Raw genomic sequence first — 16,352 nt, forward strand, 5'->3', positions numbered from 1 at the left:
CTAGGGCTCAGGCCCAGATTATCCGTGTTGCCCGCCGAGGTGCGGCGAGCGACCATGCGGCCACATCACCACTTCCAGCGAGATACGCCGCATGCCCGCCGCCCTCCAACGCCGTCCCTGGGTTCCCGTCGCCAGCGAAGACCATGTGCTCGCCATCGCCGGCGATACCGCCGCGCGCGATGCAACCGGCGTTGCCGCCGAGATCGAAAGGCTGGCCGACGACAACCACCGCATCCACGACCGCGAGGGCCTGAACCTCAACCCCGCCACCAACGTGATGAACCCCGCCGCCGAGGCGCTGCTGTCGCGCGGCCTGGGCTCGCGCCCGTCGCTCGGCTACCCCGGCGACAAGTACGAAATGGGACTCGAGGCCATCGAGCGCATCGAGGTCATCGCGGCCGAGCTGGCCGCCGAGGTGTTCGGTGCGAAGTTCGCCGAAGTGCGCGTGAGTTCGGGCGCGCTGTCGAACCTGTATGTGTTCATGGCGACCTGCCAGCCGGGCGACACCATCATCGTGCCGCCACCGGCCATCGGCGGCCACGTCACCCACCATGCGGCGGGTGCGGCCGGGCTCTACGGCCTGAAGCCGGTTTCCGCGCCGGTCGATGCCGACGGCTACACGGTCGATGTGGTCGCGCTGGCCCAGCTTGCCCGCGAGGTGAGGCCGAAGCTCATCACCATCGGCGGCAGCCTGAATCTGTTCCCGCATCCGGTACCGGCAATCCGCGAGGTTGCGGACAGCGTGGGTGCCAAGCTGTTGTTCGATGCCGCACATCTCTCGGGCATGGTGGCCGGCAAGGCGTGGCCACAGCCGCTCGAAGAAGGCGCGCATGCCATCACCATGAGCACCTACAAGAGCCTTGGCGGCCCGGCGGGCGGGTTGATCGTGTCGAACGACGCGGCGCTGATGGAGCGCATCGACGCCATTGCCTATCCCGGCCTCACGGCCAATTCCGATGCCGGGCGAACGGCGGCGCTGGCCCGCGGCCTGCTCGACTGGAAGGTGCATGGCAAGGCCTATGCCGCAGCGATGCGCGACACCGCACAGGCGCTCGCACGCGCACTCGATGCCGAGGGATTGCCGGTGTTCGCGAAGGCGCGCGGCTTCACGCAATCGCACCAGTTCGCGGTCGAGGCCGCGCGCTGGGGCGGCGGGCAGCGTGCGGCAAGGAAGCTGGCCCAGGGCGGTCTGCTGGCCTGCGGCATCGGCCTGCCGATCGCGCCGGTCGAAGGCGACATCAACGGTTTGCGGCTCGGCGTGCCCGAGATCGTGCGGCTGGGCTTCACGCCCGAGGACATGCCGGAACTCGCGTCGTGGATCGCCCGTGCACTGGATGGCGATACGGCGTCGGTGGCCGCCGAGGTGCGCGAACGCCGCACGCGGCTCGACGGTCTGCGCTACATCGTGCGCTGAGTCAGCGAGAGCGGCCCTGCCGGTACGTGCCGGCGTGCGTTTTCGACAGCTCGGCGGCCTGAGCCAGCCGCGCCATCGATCGACCCACCTGCGCATGCGTGATGGCGATGCCCAGCGCGTCCGCCGCGTCGGCGCCCGGCAGGCCCGGCAGGTCGAGCAGCCGCTTCACCATCTCCTGCACCTGCGCCTTGGCGGCCTGGCCGTGGCCCGCCACCGCCTTCTTCATCTGCAGCGCGGTGTATTCGGCCACCGTGAGGTTGCTGTTCACCAACGAGGTCACGCAGGCACCGCGCGCCTGGCCCAGCAACAGCGTCGACTGCGGGTTGACGTTGACGAAGATGATTTCGACCGCCGATGCATCGGGCTGGTAGCGTGCGGCGATTTCCGCGATGCCGTCGAACAGCACCTTGAGCCGCGCCGGCAGGTTGCCGCTGCCCAGGTGCCGCGTGCTGATGGTGCCGCTGGCCACGTAGCGCAGCGCATGGCCGTCCGCATCGACCACGCCGAAGCCGGTGGTGAGAAGGCCGGGGTCGATGCCAAGAATGCGCATGTCAGGCGTTGAAGTACCAGCGAATTGAATGGAAGAAGATCGGTGCTGCGAAGCACAGCGCATCGACGCGGTCCAGCAGGCCGTTCGCGCCGGTCACGCCCACGCCCTTCTGGCCCCAGTTGGGAATGCCCCGATCGCGCTTGAGCGCCTTCATCACCAGGTGACCCATCGAGCCCGCGATGCAGGCGATGACCGACACCGCGAGCGCTTGGCCGAACTTGAAGGGCGTGATGAACGAGAACAGCGCACCCACCAGGCTGGCCACCACGATGCCGATGCCCCAGCTGGTCCAGTTGAAGCTGCGGCTCACGTTGGGCGCGAAGGGCTTGCGTTGCGTGCGGCGCGAAATGACGTGCTGCACCAGCACCGAGGTCTGCACCACGAACACCAGGAAGAACACGAGGAACGCGCTCTTGCCCTCGTAGCCGGGGAAGGTCAGCAGCAGCAGCGCCGGCACATGGCTCATGCCGTAGACGCAGACCATGATGCCCCACTGCAGCTTGGCATTGCGTTCGAGGAACTGGCTCGAATCGTTGGCCAGCGCGCTCGCGACCGGGATCGCGAGGAACACGTAGACCGGAATGAACACGGTGAACAGGTCGAAGCGCGCCGTAGCCACCAGCCAGAACTGGATCGGCAGCACCACGAAGAACGCGAGGATCAGGCTGCGGTGGTCGCCGCGCCGCGTGGGCGAGAGCGTGATGAACTCGCGCAGCGCGAAGAAGGCGATCAGCGCGAACAGCACGGTGGCGACCGTTTCGCCCAGCGCCCAGCCGATCCAGAAGATCAGCACCATGAACCAGGTGGTGCCCAGCAGCGCGCGGTAGTGCCGCAGCTCCGCCTGCCAGGTCTCGTCGTGCACGGGGTTGCGCTTTTCCCTGAAGCTCAGGAAGAAGGCGGTGGTGCTGATGATCACGAGCAGGCCGAAGACGATCAGGAAGAGGGCCGCGACCTGCTGGGTCGGGGTGAGGCTGCGCAGGAACTGGTTCATTTCAGTTGTCCATCGCGCGTTGTGTTGCGGGTTGCTTGTGTTCGGAATGCTTTTGTTCAGGGCGCGTGCACAGGGCACGCTGCCGGTTTGCGGCCGATCAACCAGTGCTCTGAGCGATCACGCCGATGGTGTGCTCTGCGCAGCGAAATAAAGGAGGAGGCATGCGGCCCTAGGCCGCGCCGGGGGACATTCGCGGAGCAGAGCACACCGTCGGCGGGATCGCGCCCTGAACAAGGCACCCAACGCACAACGCGACGAATCGAAAAGCAGGATTTCATTTCAAACGTCGCGCAATGCGATCACAGCAGCACGCGCGCGGTCAAGGAAGGGGCGACGCTCCTCGCCTTCTTCGACGCGAACAGGCGCACCGAAGGTCACGGAGCAGAGGATGGGCACCGGCACGATCTCGCCCTTGGGCATGACGCGCTGCACGTTGTCGATCCAGGCCGGGACCAGCACCACCTCGGGGAACATCGTTGCGAGTGTGTAGAGGCCCGACTTGAATTTCTGCGGCTCGCCCGTGTGGCCGCGCGTGCCTTCGGGAAAGATGATGATCGAGTCGCCGCTGCGCAGCGCTTCCACGAGCGGTGCCAGCGGATCGGCCGCGGGCGGCGCGGCGGCCAGTGGCTCGGGTTCCGCCACGGCCGGCGGTGCGACGGGGGGCGGCGGAGGCGGTGGTGGGGGCGGGGGAAGGTCGAGCTGCCCCTGCACTTCGTTCACGGCCTCGGCGATCGGTTCGACGGCGGGCGGCGCGATCGGCAGCAGCGGTTCCATCGACGGCTCGATGCGTTCGGCCGGCGCTGCAGCGACAGCGCGTGCAGGCGGCGCCGGAACCTGGACTTCCGCCGGGGCCTGGGCGGCCGCGGCCGGCGCCGTGGCCGCGCGCTCCACATACACCGCGTTGAACACCTCCGTCGTGATCCAGCGCTTGAACGGCGTGTTGGCCCAGTAGTCGCGCGCCGCAATCGGCCGCGTGATGCTGCGCAGCTCCTCGGGCAGGGCCGCCCAGATCATCACGAGGTCGGCGTGGCTCTGGTGGTTGGCGAAATAGATGCGCTGCTCGGCCTTCGGCGGACAGCCATACCAGCGTGCCTGGGCCCCCGTGAGCAAGCGGACGATCCCCAACAACAACCAACCTGTGAGCTTTGCCAGCATGGGCGCGATGATACGGGGCATGCGATGGCGTTTCGATCCTCTTTCTCTGGTGTGGGCGGTGGCCCTGTTCCTTGTTCTCGTGCTGCTGGCCACCGTCGGCGCGCGCTGGGGCTGGTTGCGGAGTTTCTTCGGCGACGTGCTGGCCGTGGCGTGGGTCTACGTCGTCTTCAAGACCGTCGTGGCCGCGCGCGTGCTGCCACTGGCGCTGGCCGCGCTCGGCGTGGGCCTGGCGGTCGAGCTGGGGCAGTTCCTGGCATCGGCCTGGCACCTGCACATTCCGAACCGCGCCCTGCGCATCGTGCTCGGCAGCACGGCGGACTGGTGGGATGTGCTGGCCTACGTGATCGGCTTCGCGGCCGTGCTGGCCGTCGAAGCGCTCCGCGATGCCGTCAGGGCAGCTCGGCCGCAGGCATCCGTGCCACGACCGTCGACGCCCGCCCGCTGAGGTAGGGCGAGCCGGGGCGGCGCTCGAAGAACTTGGGGCTCGGCAGCATCACGGCGAGGCGCGCAGCTTCATTGGCGCTCAGGCGCGAGGCGGGCTTGCGGAAGTAGTACTGGGATGCCGCCTCGGCGCCGAACACGCCTTCGCCCCACTCGACGTTGTTGAGGTAGATCTCCAGGATGCGCCGCTTGTCGAGCAGCACTTCGAGCAGCGTGGCGAGCACCAGCTCCTGGCCCTTGCGCAGCAGCGTGCGCTCGCCGGAGAGCAGCAGGTTCTTCGCGAGCTGCTGCGTGATGGTGGAGCCGCCGCGCAGGCGCACCGGCTGCACCGGCTTGCCGCGCGCCACGGCCCGTGCGGCGCGCTTGGCTGCCAGCTCTTCGGCCTTGGCGTTGCGCGCACGTGCGCGTTCGATGGCTTCCCATTCCACACCGCTGTGGTCGACGAAGCTCGCGTCTTCGCTGGCGATGACGGCGCGCTTGAGCGTGTCGTTGATCTGCGAATACGGCACCCATTCCTGGCGCCATCCGCCCTTGCTGCCCTGGTGGAGGGCAATCTGCCAGGCCTCGGAGCGCTGGAAGGCGGTGCTTTGCGGGTCGATCACCGCCATGGCGGCAATGCGCACGACGAAGAAGAGTTCGAGCGCCACGCCTGCCACCAGAAGGCAGGCGATCAGGCGCAGCACGGCTTTCATGTCTGGGGGTGTTTCACAGCGACGCGCGAAGTTCGGTCAGCACTTGCGCAGAGGGCGGGCGCACGCCGCGCCAGATCTCGAAGGATTCGGCCGCCTGCTCGACCAGCATGCCGAGCCCGTCGCGCGGCACGGCACCATGCGCCTCGGCCCAGGCCATGAAGCCGGCGGCTGCGGGGCCATACATCATGTCGACGGCGAGCGCGCCGGCGCGCAGCACCTGTGCGCTCACCGGCACCGCATCGCCCGCGAGGCTGGAGGCCGTGGCATTGACCACCACGTCGAAGCTGCCCGGCACCTCGTCGAGCGCCCAGGCTTCGAGCGTGGCGCCGTGGCGCAGCGCGAGCGCAGCATGGCGCCGGACCACGGCAACGGCCTTGTCGACGGTGCGGTTGGCCACCACGATGCGTGCGGCGCCCGCGTCGAGCAGCGGACCCAGCACGCCTGCGGCGGCGCCACCGGCACCGATCAGCAGGAGTTCCTTGCCCGCCAGCGGCACGCCCGCATTGCGCACGATGTCGTTGACGAGGCCGATGCCGTCGGTGTTGTCGGCGTGGATGCTGCCGTCGGCCTCGAAGCGCAGCGTGTTGACCGCCTGCGCCAGTGTGGCGCGCTCGCTGGTGTGCTGCGCCAGCGCGGCGGCTTCGAACTTGAACGGCACGGTGATGTTGCAGCCGCGCGCGGTGTCGCCGCGTTCGGCGGCCTCGCGCCGGAAGCCGGCGATGCCTTCGGCGAAGGCGCCGAGCGGAATCAACCGCCGGCCATAGTCCATCTGCTGGCCGCAGAGTTCGGCAAAGCGGGCGTGGATGCGCGGCGAGCGGCTGTGCTCGACGGGGTTGCCCATGACGCAGTACAGATCCATGGCGCTGGGTGTCGTTGCTGTCGTTGCTATTGGGTGATTTCCATCGTGCCGTCGCGCGCGAAGCGGAACAGGCCCTGGATCACCATCTGGTCGGCCTGTTCGCGGCGCATGGCGCTGGTGAACTTGCCGAAGTTGCCGGCGCTGCGAACGATCGCCTGCGCCCTGCGGTCGAGCGCGATGTTGCCCGAGCTCTGGTCGACGACGGCCGCGAGGATGCTGCCGTCGAAGTTGACGGTCACCGTCATCTTGAGTTCGCCGTAGAGCTTCTTGCCGGCCAGTTCGGGAAAGTTTTCCGCAGCGCGCGCCTCGACGCGGCGAAGCATCGTGTCGACATACACCGCGAAGGCGGTCTCGCGCGTGGAAGGGCTGATGTAGCGCTTCTTGGGGCGGGAGTTTTCCTCGTTCACGCGGCGTTCGATCTGGGCCAGCATCTCGACCATCTGGCGGCGCTTTTCTTCCTGCGCAGTTGCTTCGGTCGGGTCTCCCGCATTGCGCGGATCGCGCACGGGCATCGCGGCCAGTTCGCGCTTGATCTGCGTGATCATCTGCATCTGCTCGGCCTGCATCGCATCGACCTTGCGCTGTGCGTCCTCGAACGAGTCGCCGACAGCGGTGAAGCTCGACGGCGGCAGCGGGCTGGTGGCGCGCCCCTTGTCGAGGTCGCCGCCGCCCGCGAGCGAGGTCTGCGCCATCAGCTTGGCATGCGCATCGGGCCGCTCCCTGGTCTTGCTGTTGACCAGGATGACTTCGAGCGGCGTTTCGCTGAAGACGCGATTGAACGACTCGGGATCGACGAAGCGCACCGCCAGCAGCGCGGCATGCGCGACGACCGACACGCCGAGTGCAATCTGCAGCGTGCTGAGGTCCTTGAAGTTCATTCTCGAAACTCCTCCAGGGGCTGCATTACTCCGGACGAATCGCCGGAGCGCAGTAAACAGACCTCCGCGCTACGCGCTTCGGTATTCGCCTTGGGAACGGCCCGGCGGCTCATGCAGGTGTATTTTCCGGCGTGGCCTCGCTGTCGCTCAGGTCGACAGCGATGGCGATCGGGCCAGCGACTTCTTCTTCGTCCTCGCCGCTCTCGTCCTCGGCTGCTGCGGCATCGGCCTTCGGCGCGTCGAGGCGTTCGAGGACGGTGCCGCTCACGTCGAGGGCAATCTCGTCGATCTCGCCGAGCTTCACGCGCAGGCGCGCGCCGCGCTCCTGCTGGCCGGCCACCGGAAACACCAGCGGCAGCGTGTCGGCACGCACCAGCGCGCCATTGGGAATGTCCTTGATGACCGTGGCCTCGAGCTCGGTGATGCCCTGCTGCTGCAGGTACTTGAGCGTCCAGAAGCGTTCCATGCCGCCCTGGTAGGCGTTGTAGGTCGCATAGGCGGCGTCGAAGCCCGAGAGGATGGAGAACAGGTCGGCGTCCTTCGGCTTGAAGGGCGCAGCCAGCGCCGCGGTCTTGCCGTGGCGCGCGGCCGCGATGATCTGCCACTGGTTCACGAGGTCGGTGTAGCGGCGCAGAGGGGAGGTGCTCCACGCATAGCTCTTCACGCCGAGGCCGGCATGCGGCAGCGCGCGCGTGCCCATGCGCACCTTGATGCCGGGCGCGAGGCTGGCCTGGCTGCGGTAGAGCCCGGGCACGCCGAGTTCGCCGAGCCAGCCGCCCCAGCTGCTGTTGGCCAGGATCATGGCTTCGGACACGATCAGGTCGAGCGGTGCGCCGCGCTGGCGCGTGCTGATCTGCACCGGCTCGTTGCCGGTGGGCTCGCCGTCGTTGCCGACGAGGCGGAAGTTGTAGTCGGGCCGGTTGAAGTTCTCGGGCTTGCCGCGCACCACTTCGCGCTGCGCCTTCAACTGCTTCGCGAGGCGGAACAGGAAGGAGAGCGGGGCGCGCAGGTCGGCTGCGGCTTCGGGCGTGCTGTCGTTCGTGAACGAGGCGTCCTCGAGCCACGGCTGCGTGACGATGCTGTCGAGCTGGTCGTGCCGCAGGTTGGCCACGATCGGCACGCGTTCGAGCCTGGTTTCGGTGGATTGCAGCTCGAGCGTGGCCTCGTCGAAGCGCGCGTAGAGCGACACCGCCGGCCGGTCGCCGCCTTCGAGCAGGGTGTATGTATTCACCACCTCGTCCGGAAGCATGGTGATCTTGTAGCCGGGCATATAGACCGTGGACATGCGCGAGCGTGCCACCTGGTCGATGGCGCTGCCCGGCGTGAGCGCCAGGGCCGGCGCCGCGATGTGGATGCCGACCGTGACGGTGCCGCTGCCCAGGCCCTGCACCGACAGCGCATCGTCGATCTCGGTGGTCTGCGAATCGTCGATCGAGAAGGCCCGCAGACCGGCGGCCAGCGGCAGGTCGTCGGCAATGGCTGGCGCCGTGAGGGCCGGGAAGCCGGTGCCCTTGGGGAAATTCTCGAACAGGAAGCGCCGCCAGTGGAACTGGTAGGGCGAGTCGATGGCGCCGGCGCGCTCCAGCAGGTCGAGCGGTGGGCGTTGCGTGGCGCGTGCGGCATCGACCACGGCCTTGTATTCGGGCGCGTTCTTGTCGGGCTTGAACAGGATCTTGTAGAGCTGTTCGCGGATCGGCGGCGGGCACACGCCTTCGGCCAGTTGTCCGGCCCATTCGACGATCTGCGCCTGGACGGCCTTCTTCTTCTCGATGGCGGCGAGCGCCTGCTGCACGATCTCGGCCGGCGCCTTCTTGAAGCGCCCCTTCCCTGCGCGGCGGAAATAGTGCGGTGCCTCGAACAGCGCGAACAGCGCGGCGGCCTGCTGCGCGAGCGTCGGCTTGTCGCTGAAATAGTCGGCGGCGAGTTCGCCAAAACCGAATTCACCTTCGGCTGCGAATTCCCAGGCCAGGTCGAGGTCCATCGTGGCGGCGAGCGCGCGCGCCTCGGCGATCAGCTCGGCCGGGGCCGGCTTCTCGAAGCGCAGAACGATGTTGGCGCCCTTGACCTTGACGCGCTTGCCGGTCTCGAGCTCGACCTGCGCCGAGGCTTCGGCCTCCGACAGGACACGGCCGCCGAGGTACTTGCCGGCTTCTTCAAACAATACAAACATAAAGCCGATTGTCCCATGCTGAGCCCGACGGGCTCCTGGGCCGAAAGCGCCCGTGAGGCTGGGCGCGAGCGCGGTCCAGTGCCAGGGATACCGCGGAATCGGCTTTGCCGGGCCGCAGGTATCGCCCCCGGAAGGGGGTTGGCGAAGCGACACGAAGTGCGCGAAGCCCCGGGGGTGAGCTTTGCTAGACGGGATTGATGAAGTCTATGACGTCGTCCAGGTGGCTCTTCTCGAAATCCGAGAGCGCGTGGTCGCCGCCCTCGAGCAGCTTGATGTTGCTGTCGGGGTAGCGCGCGGACATCTCGTGCCAGTCGAGCGCCTCGTCACCCTTCGCGATGATCGCGAAGACGCGCTCGGGCCGGGTGAGCGGGCCGACCTCCATGGCGCGCAGTTCCTGGATGTACTCGGGCCGGAAATAGAAATGTTCGGCCGGGTCGTGCCAGATGGTCTGGTCGCCGATGTAGCGCGTGAGGTCGCGCGCCGGATACACGGCGGGGTTGAGCAGCACGGCGCGGCAGCGCGTCATGCCCGCGACGTAGGTGGCGTAGAAACCGCCCAGCGACGAGCCGATCACGGCCATCGACCTGCGCGGCCAGTGCGCGATGCCCTTCATCACCATGTCGATGGCGTCATGCGGCGAGGGCGGCAGCTGCGGGCACCACCACTCCAGGTTCGGGTGCTCTTGCGCCACGCGATGCGCCACCAGCCGCGCCTTTGTCGAGCGAGGCGAGGAACGGAAGCCGTGCAGATACAACAGATGGGTGGTTTGCGGGTCCATGCGGGGAAGGGCGGGAAGGTGCGAACGCCGCACCTTGCTTGCCGAGGCGGCGTAATTTTGCATGAGGTCCGTGCCCGCAAAACGGCTTCCGGTGTGCAAAAACTTGCAGTAGAGGGACTTGGAGAAAGCAATAACTCATAACGATCTGCAGCGCGCAAACGTCTTGTTGACCTCGGCTCCGCGTGGCTGGAGTTCAAAAGTACTCATGGCGCTTGAAAACGCCCGATCTTCGCGGCGCATTGCGTGGCGCACATCCCATGAAAGGGTGAGGCAGGCGGAAGCTTTCGGGGGGCGTCGAGGCTTATGCTCCTGCTCCATGAATACAGAGGCTCTGGATGACGGGATGCCACGCCGCTGGGGCGTGCTCGTGGTCGAGGACGACAGTCGCGCGCGTGCCTTCTTCGAGGCCAGCGTACAGCGCAGCCCGCGTCTTTTCTGGCTCGGCAGTGCGGGCACGGTGCAGGAGGCGCTGGCCTGGCTGGCCCGGACCACGACGATTCCCGACGTTCTGCTGGTCGACCTCGGCATGCCCGACGGCACCGGCCTCGACGTGATCCGCGATGCCGTCGCACGCTTTCCCGGTTGCGAGCCATTGGTGGTGTCGGTCTTCGGCGACGAAGAGAACGTGCTCGCCAGCATCGAGGCCGGCGCCGTGGGTTACATCCACAAGGACGCTGCACCCGAAGACATCGCGCAGACCATCGTGGAGATGAAGGCCGGCGCATCGCCGATCTCGCCCATGATCGCGCGGCGGGTGCTGGCCAAGTACCGGAGCCTGCAATCCGCAAGCGTTCTCGGCGTCGGTATCGGTATCGGCACCGCGGTGCCGGGCGCCACGCCCGAGGCGGCCTTCGACGAGAACGAGCGCGGCCTGCTCTCGGCGCGCGAGCACGAGGTGCTGACGCTGATCGCGCGGGGCTTCTCCTACGCCGAGATCGCAAGGCTCAAGGGCCTGAGCGTGCACACGGTGCAGACCCACATCAAGAACCTCTACGGCAAGCTCGCGGTGCATTCCAAGAGCGAGGCAGTCTTCGAGGCCACGCGCCTCGGCCTGCTGCCTCACCCGGGCTGAGGGCGGATGCTGCGGAGGCTGGTGTCGCTGCTTTCGCTGTGGTTGGCGGTGTTGCTGGCGGGTGCGGCCGGCACCGCAGCCGCGGCGACCGAGAGCCTGGTCGAGTTGCACCAGGGCACCGTCACGACCACGGTGGGCGGCGTCACGCGCACGGAGCCGGTCGAGCTTTCCTACCACTGGGACCGTCAGCACCGGGGCCAGCCCGGCTTCGCGAGCTTCGATCTGCCGTTCAATCTCTCGGCCACGCCGGAGACGCCCTGGGGCATCTTCATTCCCCGTGCCGGCAATGTCTTCGAGGTGCAGCTCAACGGCGCCCTGCTGCAGGTCTATGGCGACCTGAGTCGCGGAAACGGCGCCGACTACGCCAAGGCGCCCATCTACGTGCCGGTGCCCGGACGCCTGCTGAAAATCGGCGAGAACCATTTGCAGATACACCTGCGTGCCGACAGCGCCCGGCGCGCAGGCCTCTCGCGCGTGACCGTCGGGCCGGCCGCGCCGGTGCGCACCGAGCTTTTCGAGAGCGCCTATGCCTGGCGTTTCACCGGATCGGTGCTGCTGACCGCCTTCAGCCTGATCGTCGGCGGCATCGCGCTCGCGCTCTGGCTGACCCAGGTCGACACCGGCGCCGTGGGGCGGTATCGGCGCGACGGGATCTATCTCTGGGCCGCGCTGGCCGAGTTCTGCTGGGCGATTCGGGTGGCGGACGGCGTGATCGCCGAGCCGCCGCTGCCCTGGGTTGCCTGGGGCGTTCTGATGGCCGCCTGCTACGCGGGCTGGGCCGCCTCCGCCATGATGTTCTGCTACCACCTCTCGGGGTGGGTCCGGAAGCCCCGCCTGCAGTGGGCGCGCTGGCCGGTGGCCGCGGTGGCCGCAGGCACGGTGGTGGCCACCTCGCTGGCGCTGCAGCGCGAACAACCGCAGTGGCTCACCGGCTGGCTCGCCATCGAGATCGTGATCGTCCTCGCCTTCGTCGGCGGCTTTGCGGTCGCCACCGTGCGCCATCCGACCACCGAACGGATGCTGGTGGCCATCGCCGCGCTGGTGACGGTGGCCTTCGGTGTGCGCGACTGGCTGGTGATCCGCCTGAGCGATGCCTACGGCGAAACCACCTGGGTGCGCTATTCGTCGGTGTTCTTCGGCGTTGCATTGCTGCTGATCGTGCTGCGGCGCTTTCATGCGGTCAGCACGCAGGCCCGCGGATGGGTCGCGGCGCTGGCCGAGCAGGTGGCTCAGCGCGAGCGCGAGCTGGCCCAGACTTATGCAGAACTCGAGCAGGTGGCGCGCGACCAGGCACGCACCCACGAGCGCGAGCGCATCCTGCGCGACATGCACGACGGCGTGGGCTCGCACATCAGTTCTGCGATCCGGCAGCTGCAGTCGGGCCAGACCAGTTCCGAGGAACTGCTGCGCACGCTGCGCGACTCGCTCGACCAGCTCAAGCTGTCGATCGACTCGATCCACCTGCCGCCGGGCGACGTCGGCGCCTTGCTGGCGGCGCTGCGCTACCGGCTGGAACCGCGCCTGGCAGCTGCGGGCATCGAGTTCGAGTGGGCGGTGGACGAGGTGGCGCCGGTGAAGCTGCTCGACGCGCAGGCGATGCGGCAGCTGCAGTTCCTGCTGTTCGAGGCCATTTCCAACGTGCTGCAGCACGCCCAGGCGAGCGTGCTGCGGATCGAGGCGGACATGCTGGGCGACACGGTGCGGCTGCGGGTGATCGACAACGGCCGGGGCTTCGACGCGTCGCAGGTTCCGAGGGCGCTGTCGGAGCGTGCCGGCGCGGTCGGCGCCCGGCTGGCGGTCGAAAGCCGACCGGGGCGCACGGTCGTTCAGCTCGGTTTCGTTTGAGAGGGCTTCCGGGGCGGGGATAATCCGCTCCCTATGTCTGCCGTGTTCAACCAGCCCTCCCTGGCGCGCCGTATCGCGCCCATTTTCCAGGGCTTCGACGGCTTTCTGGCCTTCGCCGTGCTGCTGCTGGCCTTTGCCGGGCTGCTGACCATGTATTCCTCCGGCTACGACCACGGCTCGCGCTTTGTCGACCATGGCCGCAACATGCTGCTGGCGGGTTTCATCATGTTCGTGGTGGCGCAGGTGCCGCCGCAGCGGCTGATGATGTTCGCGGTGCCGCTCTATGCGGCGGGGGTGGCGCTCCTGATCGCGGTCGTGCTGTTCGGCATCACCAAGAAGGGCGCCCAGCGCTGGATCAACATCGGCGTGGTGATCCAGCCCAGCGAAATCCTCAAGATCGCGATGCCGCTGATGCTGGCCTGGTGGTTCCAGCGGCGCGAAGGCCAGTTGCGGCCGCTCGACTTCGTGGTGGCCACGGTGCTGCTGGCGGTGCCGGTCGGGCTCATCATGAAGCAGCCCGACCTCGGCACCTCGCTGCTGGTGCTGGCCGCGGGCATGGCGGTGATCTTCTTTGCCGGCCTGCCCTGGAAGCTGATCGTGCCGCCGGTGGTGATCGGCGCGATCGCGGTGACGCTGATCGTGGGTTTCGAGTCGAAGCTGTGCGCCGACGGCGTCGACTGGCGGGTGCTGCACGACTACCAGAAGCAGCGCGTCTGCACGCTGCTCGACCCGAGCAAGGACCCGCTGGGCAAGGGATTCCACATCATCCAAGGGATGATCGCCATCGGCTCGGGCGGCGTCGGGGGCAAGGGCTTCATGCAGGGCACCCAGACGCACCTCGAATTCATTCCCGAACGCACCACCGACTTCATATTTGCCGCCTACTCCGAGGAGTTCGGGCTGGTGGGCAACCTGGCGCTGATTTCGGCCTTCATCCTGCTGATCTTCCGCGGGCTGGCCATCGCGACCAATGCAACGACCCTGTTCTCGCGGCTGCTGGCGGGCGCGGTCACGATGATTTTCTTCACCTACGCCTTCGTCAACATGGGCATGGTGAGCGGCATCCTGCCGGTGGTGGGGGTGCCGCTGCCGTTCATCAGCTATGGCGGAACGGCGATGGTGACGCTGGGGCTGGGGCTGGGGATCCTGATGTCGATCGCCCGGGCGAGGAAGCTCGCCCAGAATTAGCGCCGAGTGTCCCCGGGGGCGGCACGGAAGAGGGCGTCTGCCTAGAATGGCGCGATGATCTCTCGCGAACCCACCATCGAGCGCCTCGCCACGGCGCAACAGCTTCTCCTCACGCCTTTCGGCCTTGACGAATCGCACCTGAGCAAGGCCCTCGCCGAGATCACCTCCCACAAGGTGGACGACGCCGACCTGTACTTCCAGTACACGCGCAGCGAAGGCTGGAGCCTCGAGGAAGGCATCGTCAAGACCGGCAGCTTCAGCATCGACCAAGGCGTCGGCGTGCGCGCGGTCAGTGGCGAGAAAACCGCATTCGCGTATTCGGACGATATTTCCGAGGCGTCGCTGCTCGATGCGGCCCGCACGGTCCGCTCGATTTCCTCCGCAGGCCGCACCGGTCGCGTGAAGACACCGGCCCGCAAGATCGCCTCGAGCCGCTCGCTCTACAACGGCATCGACCCCATCTCCACGCTCGACAGCACCGCCAAGGTCAAGCTGCTCGAAAAGGTCGAAAAGCTCGCCCGTTCGCGCGATCCGCGCGTGGCCCAGGTCATGGCGGGCCTGGCGAGCGAGTACGACGTGGTGCTCGTGGCACGCGCCGACGGCACGCTGGCGGCCGACGTTCGTCCGCTGGTGCGCCTCTCGGTCACCGTGATCGCCGAGCAGAACGGCCGGCGCGAAGTCGGCTCGGGCGGCGGCGGCGGGCGTTTCGGCCTGGCCTACTTCAACGACACGCAGATCGCCGAGTACGTCGACCAGGCCGTGAAGGCCGCACTGACCAACCTCGACGCGCGCCCGGCGCCGGCCGGCGAGATGACCGTGGTGCTCGGCTCCGGCTGGCCCGGCATCCTGCTGCACGAAGCCATCGGCCACGGCCTCGAAGGCGACTTCAACCGCAAGGGCTCCAGCGCCTTCTCGGGCCGCATCGGCCAGCGCGTGGCGGCCAAGGGCGTCACGGTGCTCGACGACGGCACGATCGCCGACCGCCGCGGCTCGCTCAACGTCGACGACGAAGGCAACGCCAGCCAGCGCAACGTGCTCATCGAAGACGGCATCCTCAAGGGCTATATCCAGGATTCGCTCAACGCACGCCTCATGAAGGTCAAGCCCACGGGCAACGGCCGCCGCGAGAGCTATGCCCACGTGCCGATGCCGCGCATGACCAACACCTACATGCTCGGCGGCGACAAGGACCCGAAGGAAATCGTGGCCAGCATCAAGAAGGGCCTCTACGCCACCAACTTCGGCGGCGGGCAGGTCGACATCACGAGCGGCAAGTTCGTGTTCTCGGCCAGCGAGGCCTATTGGGTCGAGAACGGCAAGATCCAGTACCCGGTCAAGGGTGCGACCATCGTGGGCAACGGCCCCGACGCGCTCACTCGCGTGACCATGATCGGCAACGACATGGCGCTCGATTCGGGCGTGGGCACCTGCGGCAAGGAAGGCCAGAGCGTGCCCGTGGGCGTCGGCCAGCCGACCCTGCGCATCGATGGTTTGACCGTAGGCGGAACGGCCTGAGGGCTTGTTAAGCTCTCCTTCGTTTTTCACAACGAGGAGAGCATTCGATGAGGATCAGGATCAATTCGTCCGCGGCGCTGTGGGCCGCGACCGCCGTGGTGGTGCTGGCGAGTGCGGGTTGCGCTTCGCGCGGCGGCTCGAGCGCCAGCCAGCCTGCGGCATCACCCACTGCCGCACCTTCGGCTCCCGCCCGCGGCGGTGCCAGGGCCGGCATGGACGCCCAGGGCAATGTGACCGATTCCTCCAAGGTCGAAGCCGGCAGCGGCCGCACGGTCAAGGGACTGAACGGCTATGAAGGCGAGATCACCGGCAACCCCGGGCGCAACAGCAGGTTCACCCGCCTGCAGATCGGCATGAGCGCCAGACAGGTCACCGACATCGCCGGCCAGCCGACCGACCAGGGCGCCTACGTGACGGGCAAGGCCTTCATTCCGTTCTATTTCGGCAGCGACCGCCATCGTTACGAGATGACCTACAAGGGCCAGGGGCGGCTGGTTTTCGCGGGTGGCGGCATGGGCGACTACTCCAGCGGCAACCTGATCTGGATCATTCACAACGCCAACGAATCGGGCTACCGGTAAATGGCCCACGGCCCGATCGCTTGACCGGGTCTTTGTTTTCCGTGCTACATTTCGCCCCTATGTCCGCCCTCCGCGCCTATTTCTTTGCCTACTTTTGGTTCCCGGTTTCCGGCGGACGAGAGGCGAGCGCGTAAAGCAAACGAACACCCTCCCAAAACCGCCGGCGCTTCCAGCCCCGGCGGTTTTTTTATGCCCTGACGATATTCACTCCAACAAGGAAAGC

General features: G+C 67.5%; 15 protein-coding genes. 7 read left to right on the forward strand and 8 right to left on the reverse strand.

The features are described 5' to 3' along the window. Nucleotides 1–91 precede the first annotated feature (91 nt). Entirely contained in the window at nt 92–1,414 is a 1,323-nt protein-coding gene (locus AC1DXX_RS13220) for an aminotransferase class I/II-fold pyridoxal phosphate-dependent enzyme (RefSeq protein ID WP_478134662.1), read from the forward strand. 1 nt (nt 1,415) lies between these two features. On the opposite strand, the gene ruvC is transcribed toward AC1DXX_RS13220, so the two are convergent. The 3 genes from ruvC to AC1DXX_RS13235 all read right to left on the reverse strand — a co-directional run bounded on the left by ruvC (nt 1,416) and on the right by AC1DXX_RS13235 (nt 4,110). Next, nucleotides 1,416–1,964, reverse strand: a complete 549-nt coding sequence (ruvC, locus tag AC1DXX_RS13225; protein ID WP_042578363.1) for a crossover junction endodeoxyribonuclease RuvC — start codon at nt 1,962–1,964, stop codon at nt 1,416–1,418. Nucleotide 1,965: 1 nt separating this feature from the next. Then, nucleotides 1,966–2,955 carry a phosphatidate cytidylyltransferase gene (locus tag AC1DXX_RS13230; protein WP_478134663.1) on the reverse strand — a complete coding sequence of 330 codons (990 nt, stop codon included), beginning with the start codon at nt 2,953–2,955 and terminating at the stop codon, nt 1,966–1,968. 279 nt (nt 2,956–3,234) lie between these two features. After that, nucleotides 3,235–4,110, reverse strand: coding sequence for a lysophospholipid acyltransferase family protein (locus tag AC1DXX_RS13235; RefSeq protein WP_478134687.1), 876 nt, complete (start codon nt 4,108–4,110; stop codon nt 3,235–3,237). A gap of 7 nt (nt 4,111–4,117) precedes the next feature. On the opposite strand from AC1DXX_RS13235, the gene AC1DXX_RS13240 reads away from it, so the two are divergent. Continuing rightward, entirely contained in the window at nt 4,118–4,555 is a 438-nt protein-coding gene (locus AC1DXX_RS13240; RefSeq protein ID WP_478134688.1) for a ribosomal maturation YjgA family protein, read from the forward strand. Here the strand turns inward: AC1DXX_RS13240 and mtgA are convergent. The 5 genes from mtgA to AC1DXX_RS13265 form a co-directional block, all read right to left on the reverse strand. Next, nucleotides 4,500–5,243, reverse strand: a complete 744-nt coding sequence (gene mtgA, locus AC1DXX_RS13245; protein ID WP_478134664.1) for a monofunctional biosynthetic peptidoglycan transglycosylase — start codon at nt 5,241–5,243, stop codon at nt 4,500–4,502. The genes AC1DXX_RS13240 and mtgA overlap by 56 nt on opposite strands. A 13-nt stretch (nt 5,244–5,256) precedes the next feature. Continuing rightward, the gene (aroE, locus tag AC1DXX_RS13250; RefSeq protein ID WP_478134665.1) at nt 5,257–6,102 is read right to left on the reverse strand and encodes a shikimate dehydrogenase; all 846 of its coding nucleotides are present in this window, start codon (nt 6,100–6,102) and stop codon (nt 5,257–5,259) included. A gap of 26 nt (nt 6,103–6,128) precedes the next feature. After that, on the reverse strand, nt 6,129–6,980 hold the full coding sequence (locus AC1DXX_RS13255) for an energy transducer TonB (RefSeq protein WP_478134666.1): 852 nt from the start codon (nt 6,978–6,980) through the stop codon (nt 6,129–6,131). Between the two features lie 109 nt (nt 6,981–7,089). Next, nucleotides 7,090–9,150 (reverse strand): ribonuclease catalytic domain-containing protein, encoded by a 2,061-nt coding sequence (locus tag AC1DXX_RS13260; protein ID WP_478134667.1) that lies wholly within the window; start codon nt 9,148–9,150, stop codon nt 7,090–7,092. Nucleotides 9,151–9,334: 184 nt separating this feature from the next. Then, complete coding sequence (locus AC1DXX_RS13265) at nt 9,335–9,928, reverse strand: YqiA/YcfP family alpha/beta fold hydrolase (RefSeq protein WP_478134668.1); 594 nt, start codon at nt 9,926–9,928, stop codon at nt 9,335–9,337. 343 nt (nt 9,929–10,271) lie between these two features. Here AC1DXX_RS13265 and AC1DXX_RS13270 point away from each other — a divergent pair, with 343 nt between their 5' ends. The 5 genes from AC1DXX_RS13270 to AC1DXX_RS13290 are packed head-to-tail and all read left to right on the forward strand — an operon-like array spanning nt 10,272 to nt 16,129. Further along, entirely contained in the window at nt 10,272–11,000 is a 729-nt protein-coding gene (locus tag AC1DXX_RS13270) for a response regulator transcription factor (protein ID WP_478134670.1), read from the forward strand. Between the two features lie 6 nt (nt 11,001–11,006). Next, entirely contained in the window at nt 11,007–12,845 is a 1,839-nt protein-coding gene (locus AC1DXX_RS13275) for a sensor histidine kinase (protein ID WP_478134671.1), read from the forward strand. 33 nt (nt 12,846–12,878) lie between these two features. Next, on the forward strand, nt 12,879–14,033 hold the full coding sequence (rodA, locus tag AC1DXX_RS13280; protein WP_478134672.1) for a rod shape-determining protein RodA: 1,155 nt from the start codon (nt 12,879–12,881) through the stop codon (nt 14,031–14,033). A 54-nt stretch (nt 14,034–14,087) separates the two neighbouring features. Then, the gene (tldD, locus tag AC1DXX_RS13285; RefSeq protein ID WP_478134673.1) at nt 14,088–15,548 is read left to right on the forward strand and encodes a metalloprotease TldD; all 1,461 of its coding nucleotides are present in this window, start codon (nt 14,088–14,090) and stop codon (nt 15,546–15,548) included. A 47-nt stretch (nt 15,549–15,595) separates the two neighbouring features. Continuing rightward, entirely contained in the window at nt 15,596–16,129 is a 534-nt protein-coding gene (locus AC1DXX_RS13290; RefSeq protein WP_478134674.1) for a hypothetical protein, read from the forward strand. Nucleotides 16,130–16,352: the final 223 nt, after the last annotated feature.

The organism is Variovorax sp. P4_B10 (genome assembly GCF_056402375.1).

Bases quoted from the DNA above. Each gene is read 5' to 3' on its own strand.
- AC1DXX_RS13220 (WP_478134662.1), top strand. From the start codon at position 92: ATGCCCGCCGCCCTCCAACGCCGTCCCTGGGTTCCCGTCGCCAGCGAA.
- ruvC (WP_042578363.1), bottom strand. From the start codon at position 1,964: ATGCGCATTCTTGGCATCGACCCCGGCCTTCTCACCACCGGCTTCGGC.
- AC1DXX_RS13230 (WP_478134663.1), bottom strand. From the start codon at position 2,955: ATGAACCAGTTCCTGCGCAGCCTCACCCCGACCCAGCAGGTCGCGGCC.
- AC1DXX_RS13235 (WP_478134687.1), bottom strand. From the start codon at position 4,110: ATGCTGGCAAAGCTCACAGGTTGGTTGTTGTTGGGGATCGTCCGCTTG.
- AC1DXX_RS13240 (WP_478134688.1), top strand. From the start codon at position 4,118: ATGATACGGGGCATGCGATGGCGTTTCGATCCTCTTTCTCTGGTGTGG.
- mtgA (WP_478134664.1), bottom strand. From the start codon at position 5,243: ATGAAAGCCGTGCTGCGCCTGATCGCCTGCCTTCTGGTGGCAGGCGTG.
- aroE (WP_478134665.1), bottom strand. From the start codon at position 6,102: ATGGATCTGTACTGCGTCATGGGCAACCCCGTCGAGCACAGCCGCTCG.
- AC1DXX_RS13255 (WP_478134666.1), bottom strand. From the start codon at position 6,980: ATGAACTTCAAGGACCTCAGCACGCTGCAGATTGCACTCGGCGTGTCG.
- AC1DXX_RS13260 (WP_478134667.1), bottom strand. From the start codon at position 9,150: ATGTTTGTATTGTTTGAAGAAGCCGGCAAGTACCTCGGCGGCCGTGTC.
- AC1DXX_RS13265 (WP_478134668.1), bottom strand. From the start codon at position 9,928: ATGGACCCGCAAACCACCCATCTGTTGTATCTGCACGGCTTCCGTTCC.
- AC1DXX_RS13270 (WP_478134670.1), top strand. From the start codon at position 10,272: ATGCCACGCCGCTGGGGCGTGCTCGTGGTCGAGGACGACAGTCGCGCG.
- AC1DXX_RS13275 (WP_478134671.1), top strand. From the start codon at position 11,007: ATGCTGCGGAGGCTGGTGTCGCTGCTTTCGCTGTGGTTGGCGGTGTTG.
- rodA (WP_478134672.1), top strand. From the start codon at position 12,879: ATGTCTGCCGTGTTCAACCAGCCCTCCCTGGCGCGCCGTATCGCGCCC.
- tldD (WP_478134673.1), top strand. From the start codon at position 14,088: ATGATCTCTCGCGAACCCACCATCGAGCGCCTCGCCACGGCGCAACAG.
- AC1DXX_RS13290 (WP_478134674.1), top strand. From the start codon at position 15,596: ATGAGGATCAGGATCAATTCGTCCGCGGCGCTGTGGGCCGCGACCGCC.